At 71.4% G+C, this 16,619-nt stretch carries 15 protein-coding genes; all 15 read left to right on the top strand.

Translation table 11 applies throughout. The features are described from left to right. Window positions 1-4 precede the first annotated feature (4 nt). Window positions 5-1,627, top strand: coding sequence for a Mur ligase family protein (locus FS641_RS02700; RefSeq protein ID WP_144759464.1), 1,623 nt, complete (start codon window positions 5-7; stop codon window positions 1,625-1,627). Beyond that, a complete protein-coding gene (gene murF, locus FS641_RS02695; protein ID WP_144759462.1) occupies window positions 1,624-3,174 on the top strand; it encodes a UDP-N-acetylmuramoyl-tripeptide--D-alanyl-D-alanine ligase in 1,551 nt (516 codons plus the stop codon). Before FS641_RS02700 ends, murF begins: the two co-directional genes overlap by 4 nt. Beyond that, window positions 3,171-4,274 (top strand): phospho-N-acetylmuramoyl-pentapeptide-transferase, encoded by a 1,104-nt coding sequence (gene mraY / locus FS641_RS02690; RefSeq protein WP_144759459.1) that lies wholly within the window; start codon window positions 3,171-3,173, stop codon window positions 4,272-4,274. Before murF ends, mraY begins: the two co-directional genes overlap by 4 nt. Next, window positions 4,267-5,811 carry a UDP-N-acetylmuramoyl-L-alanine--D-glutamate ligase gene (gene murD, locus FS641_RS02685; RefSeq protein WP_144759456.1) on the top strand — a complete coding sequence of 515 codons (1,545 nt, stop codon included), beginning with the start codon at window positions 4,267-4,269 and terminating at the stop codon, window positions 5,809-5,811. Before mraY ends, murD begins: the two co-directional genes overlap by 8 nt. After that, a complete protein-coding gene (gene ftsW, locus FS641_RS02680) occupies window positions 5,774-7,066 on the top strand; it encodes a putative lipid II flippase FtsW (RefSeq protein WP_144759453.1) in 1,293 nt (430 codons plus the stop codon). Before murD ends, ftsW begins: the two co-directional genes overlap by 38 nt. Then, the gene (locus FS641_RS02675) at window positions 7,063-8,229 is read left to right on the top strand and encodes a glycosyltransferase (protein WP_144759450.1); all 1,167 of its coding nucleotides are present in this window, start codon (window positions 7,063-7,065) and stop codon (window positions 8,227-8,229) included. The genes ftsW and FS641_RS02675 overlap by 4 nt, the downstream gene beginning before the upstream one ends. Further along, complete coding sequence (gene murC, locus FS641_RS02670) at window positions 8,226-9,647, top strand: UDP-N-acetylmuramate--L-alanine ligase (RefSeq protein WP_144759447.1); 1,422 nt, start codon at window positions 8,226-8,228, stop codon at window positions 9,645-9,647. The genes FS641_RS02675 and murC overlap by 4 nt, the downstream gene beginning before the upstream one ends. After that, complete coding sequence (locus FS641_RS02665; protein ID WP_222122035.1) at window positions 9,644-10,834, top strand: FtsQ-type POTRA domain-containing protein; 1,191 nt, start codon at window positions 9,644-9,646, stop codon at window positions 10,832-10,834. Before murC ends, FS641_RS02665 begins: the two co-directional genes overlap by 4 nt. Before the next feature lie 246 nt (window positions 10,835-11,080). Continuing rightward, a complete protein-coding gene (gene ftsZ / locus FS641_RS02660) occupies window positions 11,081-12,235 on the top strand; it encodes a cell division protein FtsZ (protein WP_144759444.1) in 1,155 nt (384 codons plus the stop codon). Between the two features lie 6 nt (window positions 12,236-12,241). Then, window positions 12,242-12,940, top strand: a complete 699-nt coding sequence (locus FS641_RS02655) for a YggS family pyridoxal phosphate-dependent enzyme (RefSeq protein ID WP_144759441.1) — start codon at window positions 12,242-12,244, stop codon at window positions 12,938-12,940. Window positions 12,941-12,985: 45 nt separating this feature from the next. Next, window positions 12,986-13,558: a cell division protein SepF gene (locus FS641_RS02650; protein ID WP_144759439.1), complete on the top strand. Its 573-nt coding sequence runs from the start codon at window positions 12,986-12,988 to the stop codon at window positions 13,556-13,558. A gap of 114 nt (window positions 13,559-13,672) precedes the next feature. Next, entirely contained in the window at window positions 13,673-13,963 is a 291-nt protein-coding gene (locus FS641_RS02645; RefSeq protein WP_395878817.1) for a YggT family protein, read from the top strand. A gap of 196 nt (window positions 13,964-14,159) precedes the next feature. Beyond that, window positions 14,160-14,849, top strand: a complete 690-nt coding sequence (locus tag FS641_RS02640) for a DivIVA domain-containing protein (RefSeq protein ID WP_144759431.1) — start codon at window positions 14,160-14,162, stop codon at window positions 14,847-14,849. A gap of 1 nt (window position 14,850) precedes the next feature. Then, complete coding sequence (lspA, locus tag FS641_RS02635; protein ID WP_260855615.1) at window positions 14,851-15,528, top strand: signal peptidase II; 678 nt, start codon at window positions 14,851-14,853, stop codon at window positions 15,526-15,528. Next, on the top strand, window positions 15,525-16,454 hold the full coding sequence (locus tag FS641_RS02630) for an RluA family pseudouridine synthase (protein ID WP_144759428.1): 930 nt from the start codon (window positions 15,525-15,527) through the stop codon (window positions 16,452-16,454). Before lspA ends, FS641_RS02630 begins: the two co-directional genes overlap by 4 nt. Window positions 16,455-16,619 lie beyond the last annotated feature (165 nt).

Below are 16,619 nucleotides of genomic sequence, written 5' to 3'. Positions count from 1 at the left end.
GCACTTGTCCGCACGGATCCCCCCGGTCCTCCGACCCGAACACCCGACCCCGAGGGCCGTGGCCGAACTCGCCAACGCGTTCGGTCTGCGGGTCGTCGGCTCGCTCGACGCCGTCGAGACGACCGGCGTCACGCTGAGCGCCGCCGAGGTGCAGCCGGGTGACCTGTTCGTCGGCGTGCACGGCGCGAACCGCCACGGCGCGGAGTTCGCCGCGCAGGCGGCCGAGCGCGGTGCCGTCGCGGTGCTGACCGACGCCGACGGCGTGGCGTTGGCCGAACCGTCCGGCCTGCCGGTGCTCGTGGTCGACGACCCCCGTGCCGCCCTCGGCGACGTGTCCGCCTGGGTCTACCGCACCCACCCGGACGAGGCCACCGACCTCCCGCAGCTCTTCGCGGTGACGGGCACGAACGGCAAGACCAGCACCTCCTACATCCTCGAGGGCATCCTCAAGCAGCTCGGCCTGGTGTCCGGCCTCAGCTCGACCGCCGAGCGCCACATCGGGTCGCTCAGCGTCACCAGCCGCCTGACGACGCCCGAGGCGAGCGAGATGCACGCCCTCCTCGCCCGGATGCGCGAGAGCGAGGTCCGCGCGGTCGCCGTCGAGGTGAGCGCCCAGGCCCTCAGCCGGCACCGCGTCGACGGGATCGTCTTCGACGTCGTGGCGTTCACGAACCTCAGCCACGACCACCTCGACGACTACGCCGACATGGAGGAGTACTACCAGGCGAAGCTCCCGCTGTTCCAGCCGGAGCACGGGCGCCGCGGCGTGGTCTCCCTCGACTCCGAGTGGGGTCAGCGCGTCGTGCAGGACTCCCGCATCCCGGTGACCACGATCACGGTGCACCCCGACGTCGAGGCCGAGTGGCACGTCGACATCGTCGAGGCGCACGCCGCGTACACGGAGTTCCGGCTCACCGGTCCCGAGGGCCGCGAGCTCACCACGCGCGTGCCGCTCATCGGGTGGCACATGGCCGCGAACGCCGCCCTGGCCATCGTCATGCTCGTCGAGGGCGGGTTCGAGCTCGGCGCGATCGCGCACGCGCTCGAGAGCAACCACCGCCACTACGAGGACAGCGCCGATGAGACCGTCAGCGCCATCGAGTGCTACCTCCCCGGCCGCACCGAGCGGGTCTCGGGCGACCGCGGCCCGAGCGTCTACGTCGACTTCGGGCACAGCCCCGACGCGTTCCTCAACACCCTCGCCGCGGTCCGCCAGTTCACCCCGGGCAAGGTCGTCATGCTCTTCGGCGCCGACGGCGACCGCGACACGACCAAGCGCGGCGACATGGCACGGGTCGCTGCCGAGGGCTCGGACATCCTCGTGGTGACGGACCACCACCCGCGCTTCGAGGACGCCGCGTCGATCCGGAAGACCCTGGTCGACGCCGCACGCGAGGCCTACCCCGACCACGAGATCCACGAGGTCAGTCCGCCCGAGGCGGCGATCCGCGCCGCGGTGGCGCTCGTCGGCGAGGGGGACTCGATCCTGTGGGCCGGCCCCGGCCACCAGGACTACCGCGACATCCAGGGCGTGCGCACGCCGTACTCCGCCCGCGACGAGGCCCGAGCGGCACTCCGCGAGGCCGGCTGGGAGCCGAACTCCGGCCCGGTGGAGGACGTGCGATGATCGCCCTCTCCCTCGCCGAGATCGCCGCCGCGGTCGACGGCGAGCTCGTTCACGGTGCCCCGGAGACGATCGTGGACGGCTCGGTCGAGACCGACAGCCGCCTGGTCGCCGCGGGCAGCGTCTTCTTCGCCCTGCTCGGCGAGGAGACGGACGGCCACCGGTTCGTGCCGTCCGCCGCCACCGCCGGTGCCGCGCTCGTCGTCACCGAGCGTGCGACCGCACTGCCAGACGACAGCGGCACGGCACAGATCGTGGTCGCCGACGGCTACGCCGCCCTCGCCGCGCTCGCCCACGAGGTGGTCGCCCGCGTCCGTGCCTCGAGCGCGGGGCGCACCGACGCCGACGGCGCACCGGCGCCGCTCCGGGTCGTCGGGATCACCGGGTCGAACGGCAAGACGAGCACGAAGAACATGCTCCGCACGATCCTCGCCACGCGTGGGAAGACCGTCGCGCCCGAGGGGTCGTTCAACAACCACGTCGGTGCGCCGATCTCGATGCTCCGGATCACCCACGACACCCGCTTCCTCGTGGTCGAGATGGGCGCGAGCGGCATGGGCCACATCCGTCGGCTCGTGCGCATCGCGGAGCCGGACGTCGGTGTCGTCCTCAAGGTGGGCCTCGCGCACGCCGGGGAGTTCGGCGGCATCGAGGCGACGCAGCGCGCGAAGAGCGAGATGGTCACCGACCTGCCCGCCACCGCAACCGCCCTCCTCAACGTCGACGACGACCGCGTGGCGGCGATGCGCGGCCTGACCGCCGCCGAGGTGGTCGGTTTCGGCACATCCGACGACGCCGACTACCGCCTGTCCGGTGTGTCCACGGACCGTGAGGGCACCCGCTTCACGCTCACCGCGCCTCCCGTCCGGGGTGACGGTGACCGGTCTGGGCCCACGCCGCCGGTTCCGGATCGACGCGCCAGCGGCGAGTCGGCCGTGCCGGTGGGGAGAGGCTCGGAGCAGGTCTCCGAGACCGTCGACGTCCGCCTCGCCATCCTGGGTGAGCACCACGCGATGAACGCGACGGCCGCGCTGTCCGTCGCCCACCGCTGGGGCGTCCCACTCGCCGACGGCGCGGCGGCGCTCGCGTCGATGACGCGCGCCGAGCGCTGGCGCATGGAGCTGCTCCAGGGCGGCCCCGAGGGCGTCACCGTGATCAACGACGCCTACAACGCCTCGCCGGACTCCACGGCGGCGGCGCTCCGCACCCTCGCGCAGATCGTGCGCCCGGGGGAGCGCACCATCGCGGTGCTCGGCGAGATGGCCGAGCTCGGCGAGTTCTCCGTCGAGGAGCACGACCGCATCGGTCGCCTCGTCGTCCGTCTCGGCATCGGCCAGCTCGTGGTCGTCGGTCGCGGCGCGATGCCCATCCACCAGGCCGCCACCCTCGAGGGATCGTGGGACGGCGAGTCCGTGTTCATCGAGGACGTCGACGACGCCGTCCACACCCTGCAGGAGATGGTCCGCCCCGGCGACGTCGTCCTCGTCAAGTCCTCGAAGTCGGCCGGGCTGCGGTTCCTCGGCGACCGCCTCGGAGGTGTGTCCGCATGATCGCCCTTCTGATCGCCGGCGCGGTGTCGCTGGTCTTCACACTCCTGCTCACACCGCTGTTCATCAAGCTGTTCCACCGGCTCGGCTGGGGCCAGTTCATCCGTGACGACGGCCCGCAGTCCCACCACACCAAGCGCGGCACCGCCACCATGGGCGGCATCGTGCTGATCCTCGGCACGGTGCTCGGGTACTTCGTCGGGCACCTGGTGGGTCGTGACTCGATCACCCTCTCCGGCGTGCTCGTGCTGTTCCTCATGGTCGGACTCGGCCTGGTCGGGTTCGTCGACGACTTCCTCAAGGTCCGCCGTCAGCGCAGTCTCGGTCTCGGCGGCTGGGCGAAGATCCTCGGGCAGGTGATCGTCGGCGTGGTCTTCGCGACCATCGCCCTGGTCGTGCCGAGTGCGAACGGGAAGCCGCCGGCGTCGACCATGGTGTCGGCCATCCGCGACATCCCGTGGCTCGACTTCATGGCGCTCGGCACCGTGATCGGCACGATCCTGTTCCTGGCGTGGATCGTCTTCCTGACCGTCGCGACGTCGAACGGCGTGAACGTGGCGGACGGCCTCGACGGACTCGCGACCGGGTCGAGCATCCTGGCGATCGGCTCGTACGTGATCATCGCGTTCTGGCAGTCGAACCAGATGTGCGGCGGGGTGCGGCTCGACGCCAGCACGGAGCACGCCTGCTACACCGTGACGAACCCGCTCGACCTCGCCGTCGTCGCGGCAGCGGTCTGCGGCGGCCTGATCGGCTTCCTCTGGTACAACACCTCCCCGGCGCAGATCTTCCTCGGGGACACCGGCTCGCTCGGCCTCGGTGGCGCCCTCGCCGGGCTCGCCATCCTCAGCCGCACCGAGCTCCTGCTCATCCTGATCGGCGGGCTGTTCTTCATCGTCACCGGCTCGGTGATCCTGCAGCGGGTGTACTTCAAGCTCACCCACGGCAAGCGCATCTTCCGGATGAGTCCGCTGCACCACCACTTCGAGCTCAAGGGCTGGGCGGAGGTGACGGTGGTCGTCCGGTTCTGGATCATCGCCGGACTCTGCGTGGCGGCCGGGGTCGGGGTCTTCTACCTGGAATGGATCGCGCGCGTTGGCTGAGTCCGGACCGACCGACCGTCTCGCCGGTCTCGACAGCTGGTACGCCGAGGGCTGGAAGGGCCTCGACGTCGCCGTGCTCGGCCTCGGCGCGACCGGCTTCTCGGTGGCCGACACCCTCGTCGAGCTCGGCAGCACCGTGACCGTCTACTCGACCGACGCCCCCGAGGACAGCGTCGAGCTGCTCGGCGTGATCGGCGCCCGATTCGTGCAGACCCCGCTCGACACCGTCCCCTCGGCGTTGGAGGCACAGGCTCCCGACGTCGTCGTGGTCTCCCCGGGGCTGCCACCGCACAACCCGACCGTGCGGTGGGCGACCGAGCACAGCACCGTCTGGGGCGACATCGAGCTCGCCTGGCGCGTGCGTGACAAGGTCGTCCGCGGCCCCGTCGCCGCACCGTGGGTGACGATCACCGGGACGAACGGCAAGACCACCACGACCCAGCTCACCACCGCGATGTACGCGGCCGAAGGGCTGCGTGCCGCGGCGTGCGGCAACATCGGCGTGCCGGTGCTCGACGTCGTGCGCGACCCCGACGGCTTCGACGTGCTCGTCGTCGAGCTCTCCAGCCACCAGCTGCACTACATGGCCGACTCGGGCGACGGCGCGGTGCTCCCGCTCGCGTCGGCGTGCCTCAACATCGCGGACGACCACCTCGAGTGGCACGGCTCCGCCGAGGCATACCGCGCCGCCAAGGCGAAGGTCTACGAGCGCACCGTCCTCGCCTGCGTGTACAACGTCACCGACGAGGTCACCCGGGCCATGGTCGAGGACGCCGACGTGGTCGAGGGGTGCCGCGCGGTCGGCTTCACGCCCGGGATCCCCGCACCGGGCGAGGTGGGCGTCGTCGAGGACGTCCTCTGCGACCGTGCCTTCACCGAGGACCGCCAGAAGAGCGCCCTCGAGCTCGCCACGGCCGCCGAGCTCGAGACCGCGGGCCTGGCCAGTCCGCACATGACCATGAACGTCCTCGCCGCCGCGGCACTGGCGCGCGCCGGGTCGGTCCGACCGAGTGCGATCCAGAGCGCGGTGCAGGCCTTCCGCGCGGACCACCACCGCACCGAGCTCGTGGCGAGCGCCGACGAGGTCACCTGGGTCGACGACTCGAAGGCGACCAACCCGCACGCGGCCACCGCGTCGCTGTCGGCGTTCCCGTCCGTGGTGTGGATCGTCGGCGGCCAGTTCAAGGGCGTCGACGTCGACGGGCTCGTCGAACGCTTCGGCCCGACCGTGCGCGGTGTCGTCGTGATCGGCACCGACCGGACGCCCGTGCTCGAGGCATTCGCACGACACGCGCCGTCGGTGCCGGTCCTGCAGGTCGAAGCAGCGGACACTGATCAGGTCATGCCCGAGGCGGTCCGGCATGCCGCCTCGGTCGCGCGACCGGGCGACACGGTCCTCCTCGCCCCCGCGGCGGCGTCGTTCGACCAGTTCGGCTCGTACGCGGACCGGGGCGAGCGTTTCGCGGCTGCGGTCCACGAGCACCTGGGAGGCAACGCCGATGGCGACACCGACGGACTTCCGGACCAGGGCGCGTAGCGCGCTCGCGGGCGCCCGTACCGGCGTCGGAGCGCGAGCGCAGAGCGGTCGTCGGACGAACGGCGCGGTCGTCGCGGTGAAGAACGTCTTCGTCGCCGAGTCGAGCACGTTCTACTCGATCCTCGGCGTGACGCTGTTCCTCGTCGTCTTCGGCGTCGTGATGGTGCTGTCGTCGTCGAGCGTCGAGCAGTACAAGGAGACGCACGACTTCTTCGGCGCCTTCAGCCGTCAGGGCATGTACGCGATCATCGGCGTCCCGCTCATGCTCGTCGCGAGCCGCATCCCGACGGGGGTCTGGCGGAAGTACTCCCGCTGGGTCATCGTGCTGGGCCTCGTGGTGCAGGCCGCGGTGGTGCTGACGCCGCTCGGCTACTCCATCCAGGGCAACCGGAACTGGATCAAGCTCGGCAGCTTCACCGCGCAGCCGTCCGAGATCCTCAAGCTCGCGCTCGTGCTCGGCATCGGCACGATCATCTACCAGAAGCGGAACCGTCTCGACGAGTGGAAGCAGGTCCTGCCGCCCATCGCCCTGGTGGTCGCGGGGTCGATCGGCCTCGTCCTCTTCGGCGGTGACCAGGGCACCGCGATGGTCATGATGATCCTGGTCTTCGGCGCGATGTTCGTCGGCGGGGTCCGGCTCCGCCACATCGGCATCGGCGTCGGCGCGATCCTCGTGCTGCTGCCGTTCGTCACGATGGCGTCGAGCTCGCGGTCCTCCCGCATCAGTGCCTGGCTGTCGGGGTGCACCGACACGAGCCAGTACCAGGACCTCTGCTGGCAGCCCGTGCACGGCATGTGGGCGCTGGCGTCCGGTGGGGTGTTCGGGGTCGGTCTCGGCAACTCCAAGGCGAAGTGGTCGTGGCTGCCGGAGGCCGACAACGACTACATCTTCGCGATCATCGGCGAGGAGCTCGGCCTCATCGGCGCGGTCGTCGTCCTCGCCCTGTTCGTCGTGCTCGCGATCAGCATGATCCGCATCATCCGGCTCTCCGACGACGTCTTCGTCCGCACGGTCACCGGTGGCGTGCTCGCCTGGATCATCGGGCAGGCGCTCGTCAACATCGGTGTTGTCCTCGGCCTGCTGCCGGTGCTGGGCGTGCCACTCCCGCTCATCTCCGCCGGTGGGTCGGCGCTCATCATGACCCTCGTGGCGATCGGCGTCGTGCTGAGCTTCGCCCGCGACCTGCCGAGTCGGCAGACACTCGCGGCCCGCAGTGCCGCGCGCCTGCCCGAGCCCTCCGGACGCCTCCGATGAGCACCTACCTCTTCGCCGGCGGCGGGACCGCCGGCCACGTCAACCCCCTGCTCGCCGTGGCCGACCGGCTGACCGAGCGGTCGCCCGACGACCGTGTCATCGTCCTCGGCACCGCGGAGGGACTCGAGGCGCGGCTCGTCCCGATGCGCGGCTACGAGCTGCTGACGATCCCGCGCCTGCCGTTCCCGCGCAAGCCGAACGCCGCCGCACTCCGGTTCCCAGGAGCGTTCTGGCGTGCCGTCCGGCAGACCGAGGCGATCATCCGTGACCGCGGGGTCGACGTCGTGCTCGGCGTGGGCGGCTACGCATCCGCGCCGGCCTACATCGCGGCGAAGCGCACCGGCACGCCGATCGTCGTACACGAACAGAACGCCAAGCCGGGTCTGGCGAACCGTCTCGCCGCGTTCCTCACCCGGTACGTCGGTGTCACGTTCTCGAACACCCGGCTCCGGAACTCCCGGGTCGTCGGCATGCCGCTCCGGCGGGAGATCGAGTCGCTCGACCGCCGTGCGAGCCGCGCCGAGGGCCTCGCCGAGTTCGGGCTGGATCCCGCTCGCCCGGTGCTCCTCGTCACCGGCGGGTCGTCCGGTGCCCGGAGCATCAACCGCACCGTCAACGGATCGGCCGCCGCAATCGTCGGGGCCGGCTGGCAGGTCCTGCACGTCGTCGGGGGGAAGTCCGACATCGGGCCGAGCGACCTCGACGGCTACACGGTCCTGCCGTACTGCGACCGCATGGACCTGGCGTACGCCGCGTCCGACTTCGTCGTCTCGCGCTCGGGCGCCGGCATGGTCTGCGAGCTCACGGCCGTCGGGCTCCCGAGCGTCCTGGTGCCGTACCCTGTCGGCAACGGCGAGCAGCGCCACAACGCCCGCGACGTCGTCGACGCCGGGGGAGCGGTGCTCGTCGCCGACGAGGAGTTCGACCGTGACTGGGTCACGTTCGAGCTCCTGAGCATCCTGCAGGACCGCTCCCGGATCGCCGACATGGCGGTCCGCGCCGGCAGCGTCGGTCACCGCGACGGCGCCGACCGGATGACCGACCTGGCCCGCGACGCCGCGAGGGCGACGAGCGGCCGACCGACCGGCGGACCTGCCGGCGCTCAGCGGAGCGCCACCTCGCCCGAGGGCACCACGCCGGGCAGCACCACGGAGGAACGATGACCATCAAGCCGGACCTGACCCAGCCGATCCCGGACGACCTCGGGACGGTCCACTTCGTCGGCATCGGCGGCTCCGGCATGAGCGGCATCGCCCGGATGTTCCTCGCCGCCGGGCACGCCGTCACCGGGAGCGACTCCCGCGAGACGGCGACCACCGGCCGGATGCGGGAGCTCGGCGCGGACGTGCACATCGGCCACGACGCGGCGAACGTCGGCGCGGCGGACACGATCGTCGTGACGAGCGCGCTCTGGCCGGACAACCCCGAACTCCTCGAGGCGCAGCGCCGCGGCCTGCCGGTGCTGCACCGCTCGCAGGCGCTCGCGGCGCTCATCGCCGAGCACCGTCTCGTCGCGGTCGCCGGCGCGCACGGCAAGACCACCTCGACCGGCATGGTCGTCACCGCGATGGTCGAGCTCGGCCTCGACCCGAGCTTCGTCAACGGCGGCGTGATCCAGTCGCTCGGCACGAGCTCCGCTCCGGGATCGAGCGACCTGTTCGTGGTCGAGGCCGACGAGTCCGACGGCTCCTTCCTGCTCTACGACGTCGCGGTCGCGCTCATCACGAACGTCGACGCCGACCACCTGGACCACTACGGCACCGAGGCGGCCTTCATCGAGGCCTTCGTCGAGTTCGCCGGCAAGGCGCGGGAGCGGGTCGTGGTCTCGAGCGACGACGCCGGTGCGAAGCGCGTCACCGAGGGCGTCCGCGCCCGACCAGACGCCCCGGAGATCGTGACGTTCGGCGAGGCCGCCGACGCGGACGTGCGCATCGAGCGGATCGTCGAGTCCGCCGGCGTCGAGGTCGACTTCCGTGCCGCCGGTCAGCAGCACCACCTCACCCTGCGGGTGCCCGGTCGCCACAACGCGGTCAACGCGGTCGGCGCCTTCGCGGTGCTCGTCGGGCTCGGCGTCGAACCGTCCGACGCGATCCGTGGCCTCGAGGCCTTCGGCGGCACCGAGCGGCGCTTCGAGCTGCACGGCGTCGAGCGCGGGGTGTCGGTGTACGACGACTACGCCCACCACCCGACCGAGGTCGCGGCGGCACTCCGGGCAGCCCGGAACGTCGTCGGCGACGGTCGGATCATCGCGATCCACCAGCCGCACCTGTACTCCCGGACGGCGCTGATGGCCGGCGACTTCGCCGCGGTCTACGAGGAACTCGCGGACCACACCGTCGTCCTCGACGTCTACGGCGCCCGCGAGGACCCCGTCCCCGGCGTCACCGGCGCACTCGTGCAGGAGCGCTTCGCCGACCAGTCCCACGTCGACTACCTGCCGGACTGGGCGGAGGCCTCCGCCCGTGCCGCCGCGGTCGCCAGCGACGGCGACATCATCATGACGCTGAGCTGCGGCGACGTGTACCGGATCATCCCGCAGGTCCTCACCGCGCTCCAGGACGACGGGACCCCCTCGCGGTGAAGCGCCCCGAGGGCTTCGACGAGGGTCCGGTCCAGCCGGACGCCCCGGCCGAGGACGGCCACGCGCCGCGTGAGCGACGGGCTCCGCGGCTGCCGCGGCTGCCCGTCCGTCGTGCTGGCGGCACCGACCGGGAGGCCCGGCTCGACTCCGCCCCGCCGGCCGCGGCCCCCGAGACGCCCACCGCAGACGCCGCCGCCGCCGATCCCGCCGGCCCTGCTGTGGCCGAGCACGTCGCGTCGCACCCCGCTGCGGACGCCGCACTCCGCCAGGGCGGGGCGCAGCGTGCGCACGGGGGTGCGACGCCCGACGGCAACCAGGCGGCCGTGACGGACGTCATCGACGCGCCCATGGTCTCCCGTCCGGACCACGACGAGGAACGACCGATCGGTGCCGGCGTGCGTGCCGCGGAGACCGCCCGCGAAGCCCGGGTGGCGCGGAAGCGGCGCAAGCTGCTCGAGCGTGCCGAGGTCCGGCGGTTCACCCGTCGCGCCCGTCACCGCCGCGTCGCGTGGATCACCGCCGGTGGCGTGGTCGTGGTGCTCGGCGTGTCCATCCTCGTCGCGGTGTACTCCCCGCTCATGGCGCTCCGCACGATCGAGGTCAAGGGCACGAGCCGGGTCGACGACGCCGCGCTCCGGCAGGCGCTGTCCGACCAGATGGGGACGCCGCTCGCCCGGCTCGACTTCGGCGCCATCAAGCGCGACATCGCCGGCTTCCCGCTGATCGAGAGCTACGTCACCGAGGAGGAGCCTCCGCACACCCTCGTGATCACGGTGACCGAGCGGACGCCCGTCGTCGCGGTGAAGACCGGTGACACGTTCGACCTCGTCGACCCCGCCGGGATCGTCGTGCAGTCCTCGCCCACGCAGCCGGACACGATGCCCGTCGCGGACATCGGGGCGGCGAAGCTCGGGTCGAGCGTGTTCCGCACGATGACCGAGGTCGTGCTGGCGTTGCCGTCGACGGTCCGCTCCCAGGTCGCCGGGATCTCGGCGACCACGGCGGACGACGTCACGCTCACCATGAAGGACGGGTCGCGGGTCGTCTGGGGGAGCCCGGACGACTCCGACGCCAAGGCCGCGCTGCTCGACGCGCTCGTCAAGGACCACGCCACCCGCGACCCGGGGACCGCGGTCGAGTACGACGTCTCCGCTCCTGACAACGGCATCATCCGGTCGCAGTCCTGACGACGTCTCCGCACGTGGACATCGAGGGCAACGGCATCATCCGGTCGCAGTCCTGACGAGAGGGTCGACGTCGTCGGGCTCGCGCACCGGCGGTGCGAGAATTGCGGCACCACATCGCCGACACGCGGCGTGGCGGCACGACACCGCAGGGAGCGCCCCCGTAGCGTCGTCGCAAGCACCACACCTAGCAGCAAAGACTCTGAACTTCAAGTAGAGGTTGAGGGTTCAACCGGAGGCCGGACTGACGTGACCACGAACCACAACTACCTCGCCGTGATCAAGGTCGTCGGTGTCGGCGGCGGCGGCGTCAACGCCGTCAACCGCATGATCGAGCTGGGCCTCCGAGGGGTCGAGTTCATCGCGATCAACACCGACGCCCAGGCGCTCCTGCTCAGCGACGCCGACGTCAAGCTCGACGTCGGTCGCGAGATCACCCGCGGCCTCGGTGCCGGCGCGGACCCCGAGGTCGGCCGCCGTGCCGCCGAGGACCACGCCGAGGAGATCGAGGAGGCCCTCGCGGGCGCCGACATGGTCTTCGTGACCGCCGGTGAGGGCGGTGGGACCGGCACGGGTGGTGCTCCCGTGGTCGCCCGCATCGCGAAGTCGATCGGCGCGCTCACCATCGGTGTCGTCACGAAGCCGTTCAGCTTCGAGGGCAAGCGCCGTCAGTCCCAGGCCGAGAACGGTGTCGCCGGGCTCAAGGACGAGGTCGACACGCTCATCGTCGTGCCGAACGACCGGCTGCTCGAGATCTCTGACCGTGGCATCTCCATGGTCGAGGCCTTCGCGACCGCCGACCAGGTGCTCCTCGCCGGCGTGCAGGGCATCACCGACCTGATCACGACCCCGGGTCTGATCAACCTCGACTTCGCCGACGTCAAGAGCGTCATGCAGGGTGCCGGTTCCGCGCTCATGGGCATCGGCTCCTCGCGGGGTGCCGACCGCGCGATCAAGGCCGCCGAGCTGGCCGTCGCGTCCCCGCTCCTCGAGGCGTCCATCGACGGTGCCCACGGTGTGCTGCTGTCGATCCAGGGTGGTTCGAACCTCGGCATCTTCGAGATCAACGACGCCGCCCGCCTGGTCCAGGAGGCCGTGCACCCCGAGGCGAACATCATCTTCGGTGCCGTCATCGACGACACCCTCGGCGACGAGGTCCGCGTGACGGTGATCGCCGCCGGGTTCGACGGTGGAGAGCCGGCGCAGCAGCTCAAGGACCGTCGCTCGAGCTGGGTCGACCCGGACGGCGGGTCCGCAGCCGGCTCGACCGGTGCGATCGAGGACTCCACCCACGCAGCCCCGTCCTGGGCATCGCAGGAGCACGAGCCGCCGGCGCAGCGCGCTGCCGACCCGGCCTTCGACGGTGACGACGACGAGCTCGACGTCCCCGACTTCCTGAAGTAAGACGACATGACGGACGGCTCCACGAGCCTCCAGGACCGGCTGTCCGCGGTCCGCGACGGCATCGCCGACGCGGCCAGGGCAGCCGGTCGCTCGTCCGACGAGCTGACGCTGGTGGTCGTGACGAAGTACCACCCGGCGTCGCTCGTCCGCGAGCTCGCCGGCCTCGGTGTCACCGACGTGGGGGAGAACCGCCACCAGGAGGCACAGGCCAAGGCCGCTGAGCTGGCGGACCTCGACCTGACCTGGCACTTCGTCGGTCAGCTGCAGTCGAAGAAGGCGCGGCAGGTCCGCCGGTACGCCCACGTCGTGCAGTCACTCGACCGCGACTCCGTCGTCGACGCCTTCGCGCCCACCGACGCGGAACCGGACCCACCGGTGATCGACGGGTTCGTGCAGGTCAACCTCACCGACGACCCCGGCCGTGGCGGCGTCGCTCCGGACGCCGTGGAGGCGATGGTCGAGCGGGTCCTCGCCACCGGGACGATCGCGCTCCGCGGTGTGATGGCCGTCGCGCCGCTCGACGAGGACCCCCGGCCCGCGTTCGTCCGGCTGCGCGGGATCTCCGAGCGTGTGCGCTCCATCGTGCCGACCGCGACCGACATCTCCGCCGGGATGAGCGGCGACTACGCCGACGCGATCGCCGAGGGCGCGACACACCTGCGGATCGGCACGGCAATCACGGGAAACCGGCCTGCCGCGCCCTAGCCTCGTGGAAGGGCATCCACGAGCACGCACACCCCTGGAGGAACCATGGCCGGTCCGTTGAAGAAGACGATGGTCTACCTCGGCCTCGCCGACGAGGAACTCGAGTACGACGAGGAACCGCAGCAGGCGTCGCCGGCCCAGGCGCGCGCGCAGCAGGCAGCCCCCGCCGCACCCCAGCAGGAGGCCGCCCCGGCGGCAGCCCCCGCAGCAGCGCCGGCGGCCACTCCCACGGCGGCTCCGACCGAGTCGAAGCACACCCACCAGCGCGGCGCGCAGGTCACCCCGCTCCGCCGCTCGCACACGACCGCACAGAAGGCGACTCCGGTCCAGGAAATGAACGAGATCCTCACCGTCCACCCGCGCGAGTACAAGGACGCCCAGTCCATCGCCGAGAGCTTCCGTGACGGCATCCCCGTCATCATCAACCTCTCGCAGATGACCGAGACGGACGCGCGTCGCATGATCGACTTCGCGAGCGGTCTGTCCCTCGGCCTCTACGGCAAGATCGAGCGCGTCACCAACAAGGTGTTCCTGCTCTCTCCGGCGCACATCGCAGTGAGCGGTGAGGCGCCCGAGGTAGAGTCCGACATCGAGGCGTCCTTCTTCGCCCAGTCCTGAGTCGTCACGACACCCGGTCCACCGTGACCGGGGGTCGTCGCCCAGGCCCACCCGCCCTGTGCAGGACTCCCGACCGAGCCCCTGCACCCGAGACGAGCGAGCCGAACCGTGTCCGTGATCTTCACGATCCTGTACTTCCTCCTCCTGCTGTACTTCTTCGTGCTCTGGGGGCGGTTCGCGCTCGACATGGTGCAGGCGTTCAACCGGTCGTGGCGTCCCCGCGGCGGCATGCTCGTCGTCGCCGAGCTCGTGTACACGCTCACGGACCCGCCGATCCGCACCGTGCGCCGTGCGCTGCCGCCGCTGCGCATGGGCGCTGTGGCACTCGACTTCGGATGGTCGATCGTCATGCTCGTGACGATCGTCCTGATGAGCATCGTGCGCTACGTCTCCGTCGTGGTCTGACCCACGACGGCCGTCCTGAGCCATCCGCAACGCGCCGCGCCGGAGCCATGATCACCGATCAGGTCCGGCGTCGGTGTACGGTGGTCGGGATCGATGTCCGCTCCGGCGGACGTCCGCACCGGAAGTCCCGGCTGGAGCACGCTCTGGTCAGACGCCCCGGTTCCACACGTTCAGCAGTTCTATTGAGGTGACGGCAATGGCTTTGACGCCGGAAGACGTAGTCAACAAGCGGTTCCAGCCGACCAAGTTCCGCGAGGGCTACGACCAGGACGAGGTCGACGACTTCCTCGACGAGGTCGTGGTCGAGCTCCGCCGCCTGACCCAGGAGAACGAAGAGCTCCGCGGTCGTCTGAAGGCCGCCGAGACGGCCCCGACGGCGGCCGCCCCGGAGCCCGCTCCGACCCCCGAGCCGACGCCCGAGCCCGAGCCGGCTCCCGTCGCAGCGGCTCCCGAGCCCGCGCCGGTCGCCGCTGCGGCCCCGGCCACCACGGTCAGCCCGGACGAGGACACCGAGGGCACCACGAACCTCCTCACGCTCGCTCGTCGCCTGCACGAGGAGCACGTCCGCGAGGGCATCGAGAAGCGCGACGCGCTCATCGCCGAGGGCCAGGCCCAGGCCGCCCGTCTCGTCTCCGACGCCGAGGCCAAGCAGCGCCAGATCATCGCGGACACCGAGAACACGAACCGCCAGCGGGTCGCCGTGCTCGAGCAGGAGCGCACGCAGCTCGAGGGCAAGATCGACGAGCTCCGCACGTTCGAGCGCGACTACCGCGCACAGCTGAAGAGCTACATCCAGAGCCAGCTGTCCGAGCTCGACTCCTCGTCGGGCACGGAGCAGTCCGGTCTCACCCCGGCGCCGGCCTCGGCGCAGGGCTTCGGCAACTGATTTGTCCCAGCAAGACCCCCGAGCGAAGGTCAGTGTCCGCGCGATCGCGGCACTGGCCTTCGCCGCTGTCGTGGTGGTGGTGCTCGACCAGGTCGTGAAGGCGCTCGTCGTCGCGAACCTGCCGTACGGGCAGGTCGTCCCGGTGCTCGGGAACGCGCTGCAGTTCCTCTACGTCCGGAACCCCGGCGCTGCGTTCTCGTTCGCGGTCAACATGACCTGGGTGTTCTCGATCGTCTCCGCGGCCGTCGTGGTCGCGATCATCGTCTTCGCCCGCCGGATCCGCTCGATGTGGTGGGCGATCGTGCTCGGCTTGCTGCTCGGCGGCGCCCTCGGCAACCTCACCGACCGACTGTTCCGCGAACCCGGCTTCGGTCGCGGTCACGTCGTCGACTTCATCTCGACGCCGTGGATGATGCCGGCGATCTACAACATCGCGGACTCGTTCATCTGCGTCAGCATGGTGGTCTTCGTGCTGCTGGTCGTCTTCGGGGTGAACCTCGACGGCACCCGCACCGTGTCCGCCAAGAAGGGCCGCGCCGGACTGGAGGCCCGTGGCGACGCCGCCACGGACGCTGCGGTCCCCGACTCGGGAACCGCGACCGACGTGGCGGACGCCACCCCCGCCTCCCGGCCCGCCACCGGCGACCGGCGCGACGCGCTCGGCCACGACGCGACGTGACCGAGTCGCGGTCCCTGCCCGTCCCCGACGGGCTCGCGGGTGAGCGCGTCGACGCCGCCATCGCGAAGCTCCTCGGGTTCAGCCGGTCCTTCGCCGCCGACGTCGTCGCGGCGGGCGGTGTCCGCGTCGACGGCGTCGTCGTCGACAAGTCCGACCGGCTGCACGCCGACTCGTGGCTCGAGGTCGAGTGGGCCCCGAAGGAGCCGCCGCGCATCGTCCCGGCCGTCGTGCCGGGGATGACGATCGTGCACGACGACGAGGACATCGTCGTCGTCGACAAGCCAGTCGGCGTGGCGGCGCACCCGTCCCCGGGGTGGGACGGCCCGACCGTGCCCGGCGGCCTCGCCGCCGCCGGGTTCACCATCGCCACCTCGGGAGCGGCAGAACGCGCCGGCATCGTGCACCGCCTCGACGTCGGCACGTCCGGCCTGATGGTCGTCGCGAAGACCGAGCTCGCGTACACGCACCTGAAGCGCGCCTTCAAGGAGCGCACGGTCGAGAAGGTCTACCACGCGCTCGCCCAGGGCCATCCCGACCCGACCTCCGGAACGGTCGACGCACCGATCGGTCGGCACCCGTCGAGCGACTGGAAGTTCGCGGTGACCTCGGACGGCAAGCCCAGCGTCACGCACTACGAGACGCTCGAGGCCTTCCGGTCCGCGACGCTGCTCGAGGTACACCTGGAGACCGGGCGCACCCACCAGATCCGCGTGCACATGGCGGCGACGCGGCACCCGCTCGTGGGCGACACGATGTACGGGGCCGATCCGGTGCTCGCCGAGTCGCTCGGGCTCACGCGGCAGTGGCTCGACGCGGTGCGGCTCGGGTTCGAGCACCCGCGGACCGGATCCTGGGTGGAGTTCCGGGCGGAGTACCCGGAGGACCTCGCGCTCGCGCTCGAGCGGATCCGGAGCGGTTCGGCCTAGGGCGTCGCGGGGCGTCGGCGTCGCTCGTCACCGTGCGACGCCGCGCGTCGACGCCGCACGTCGCCGTGCGACGTCGACGCGCTGGTCAGGACGTGGCGCTGGTCAGCGGGCGACCTCGGCTGTCGGAGCGGACTCGGCGGCGCGTCCCGGTGTCGTGGGCTGGCT

It is taken from the genome of Curtobacterium sp. 9128, from assembly GCF_007673775.1.
Taxonomy (GTDB): domain Bacteria; phylum Actinomycetota; class Actinomycetes; order Actinomycetales; family Microbacteriaceae; genus Curtobacterium.
Note: the sequence above shows the minus strand (reverse complement) of the source record. Positions and strands in the feature narration are given on the sequence as shown.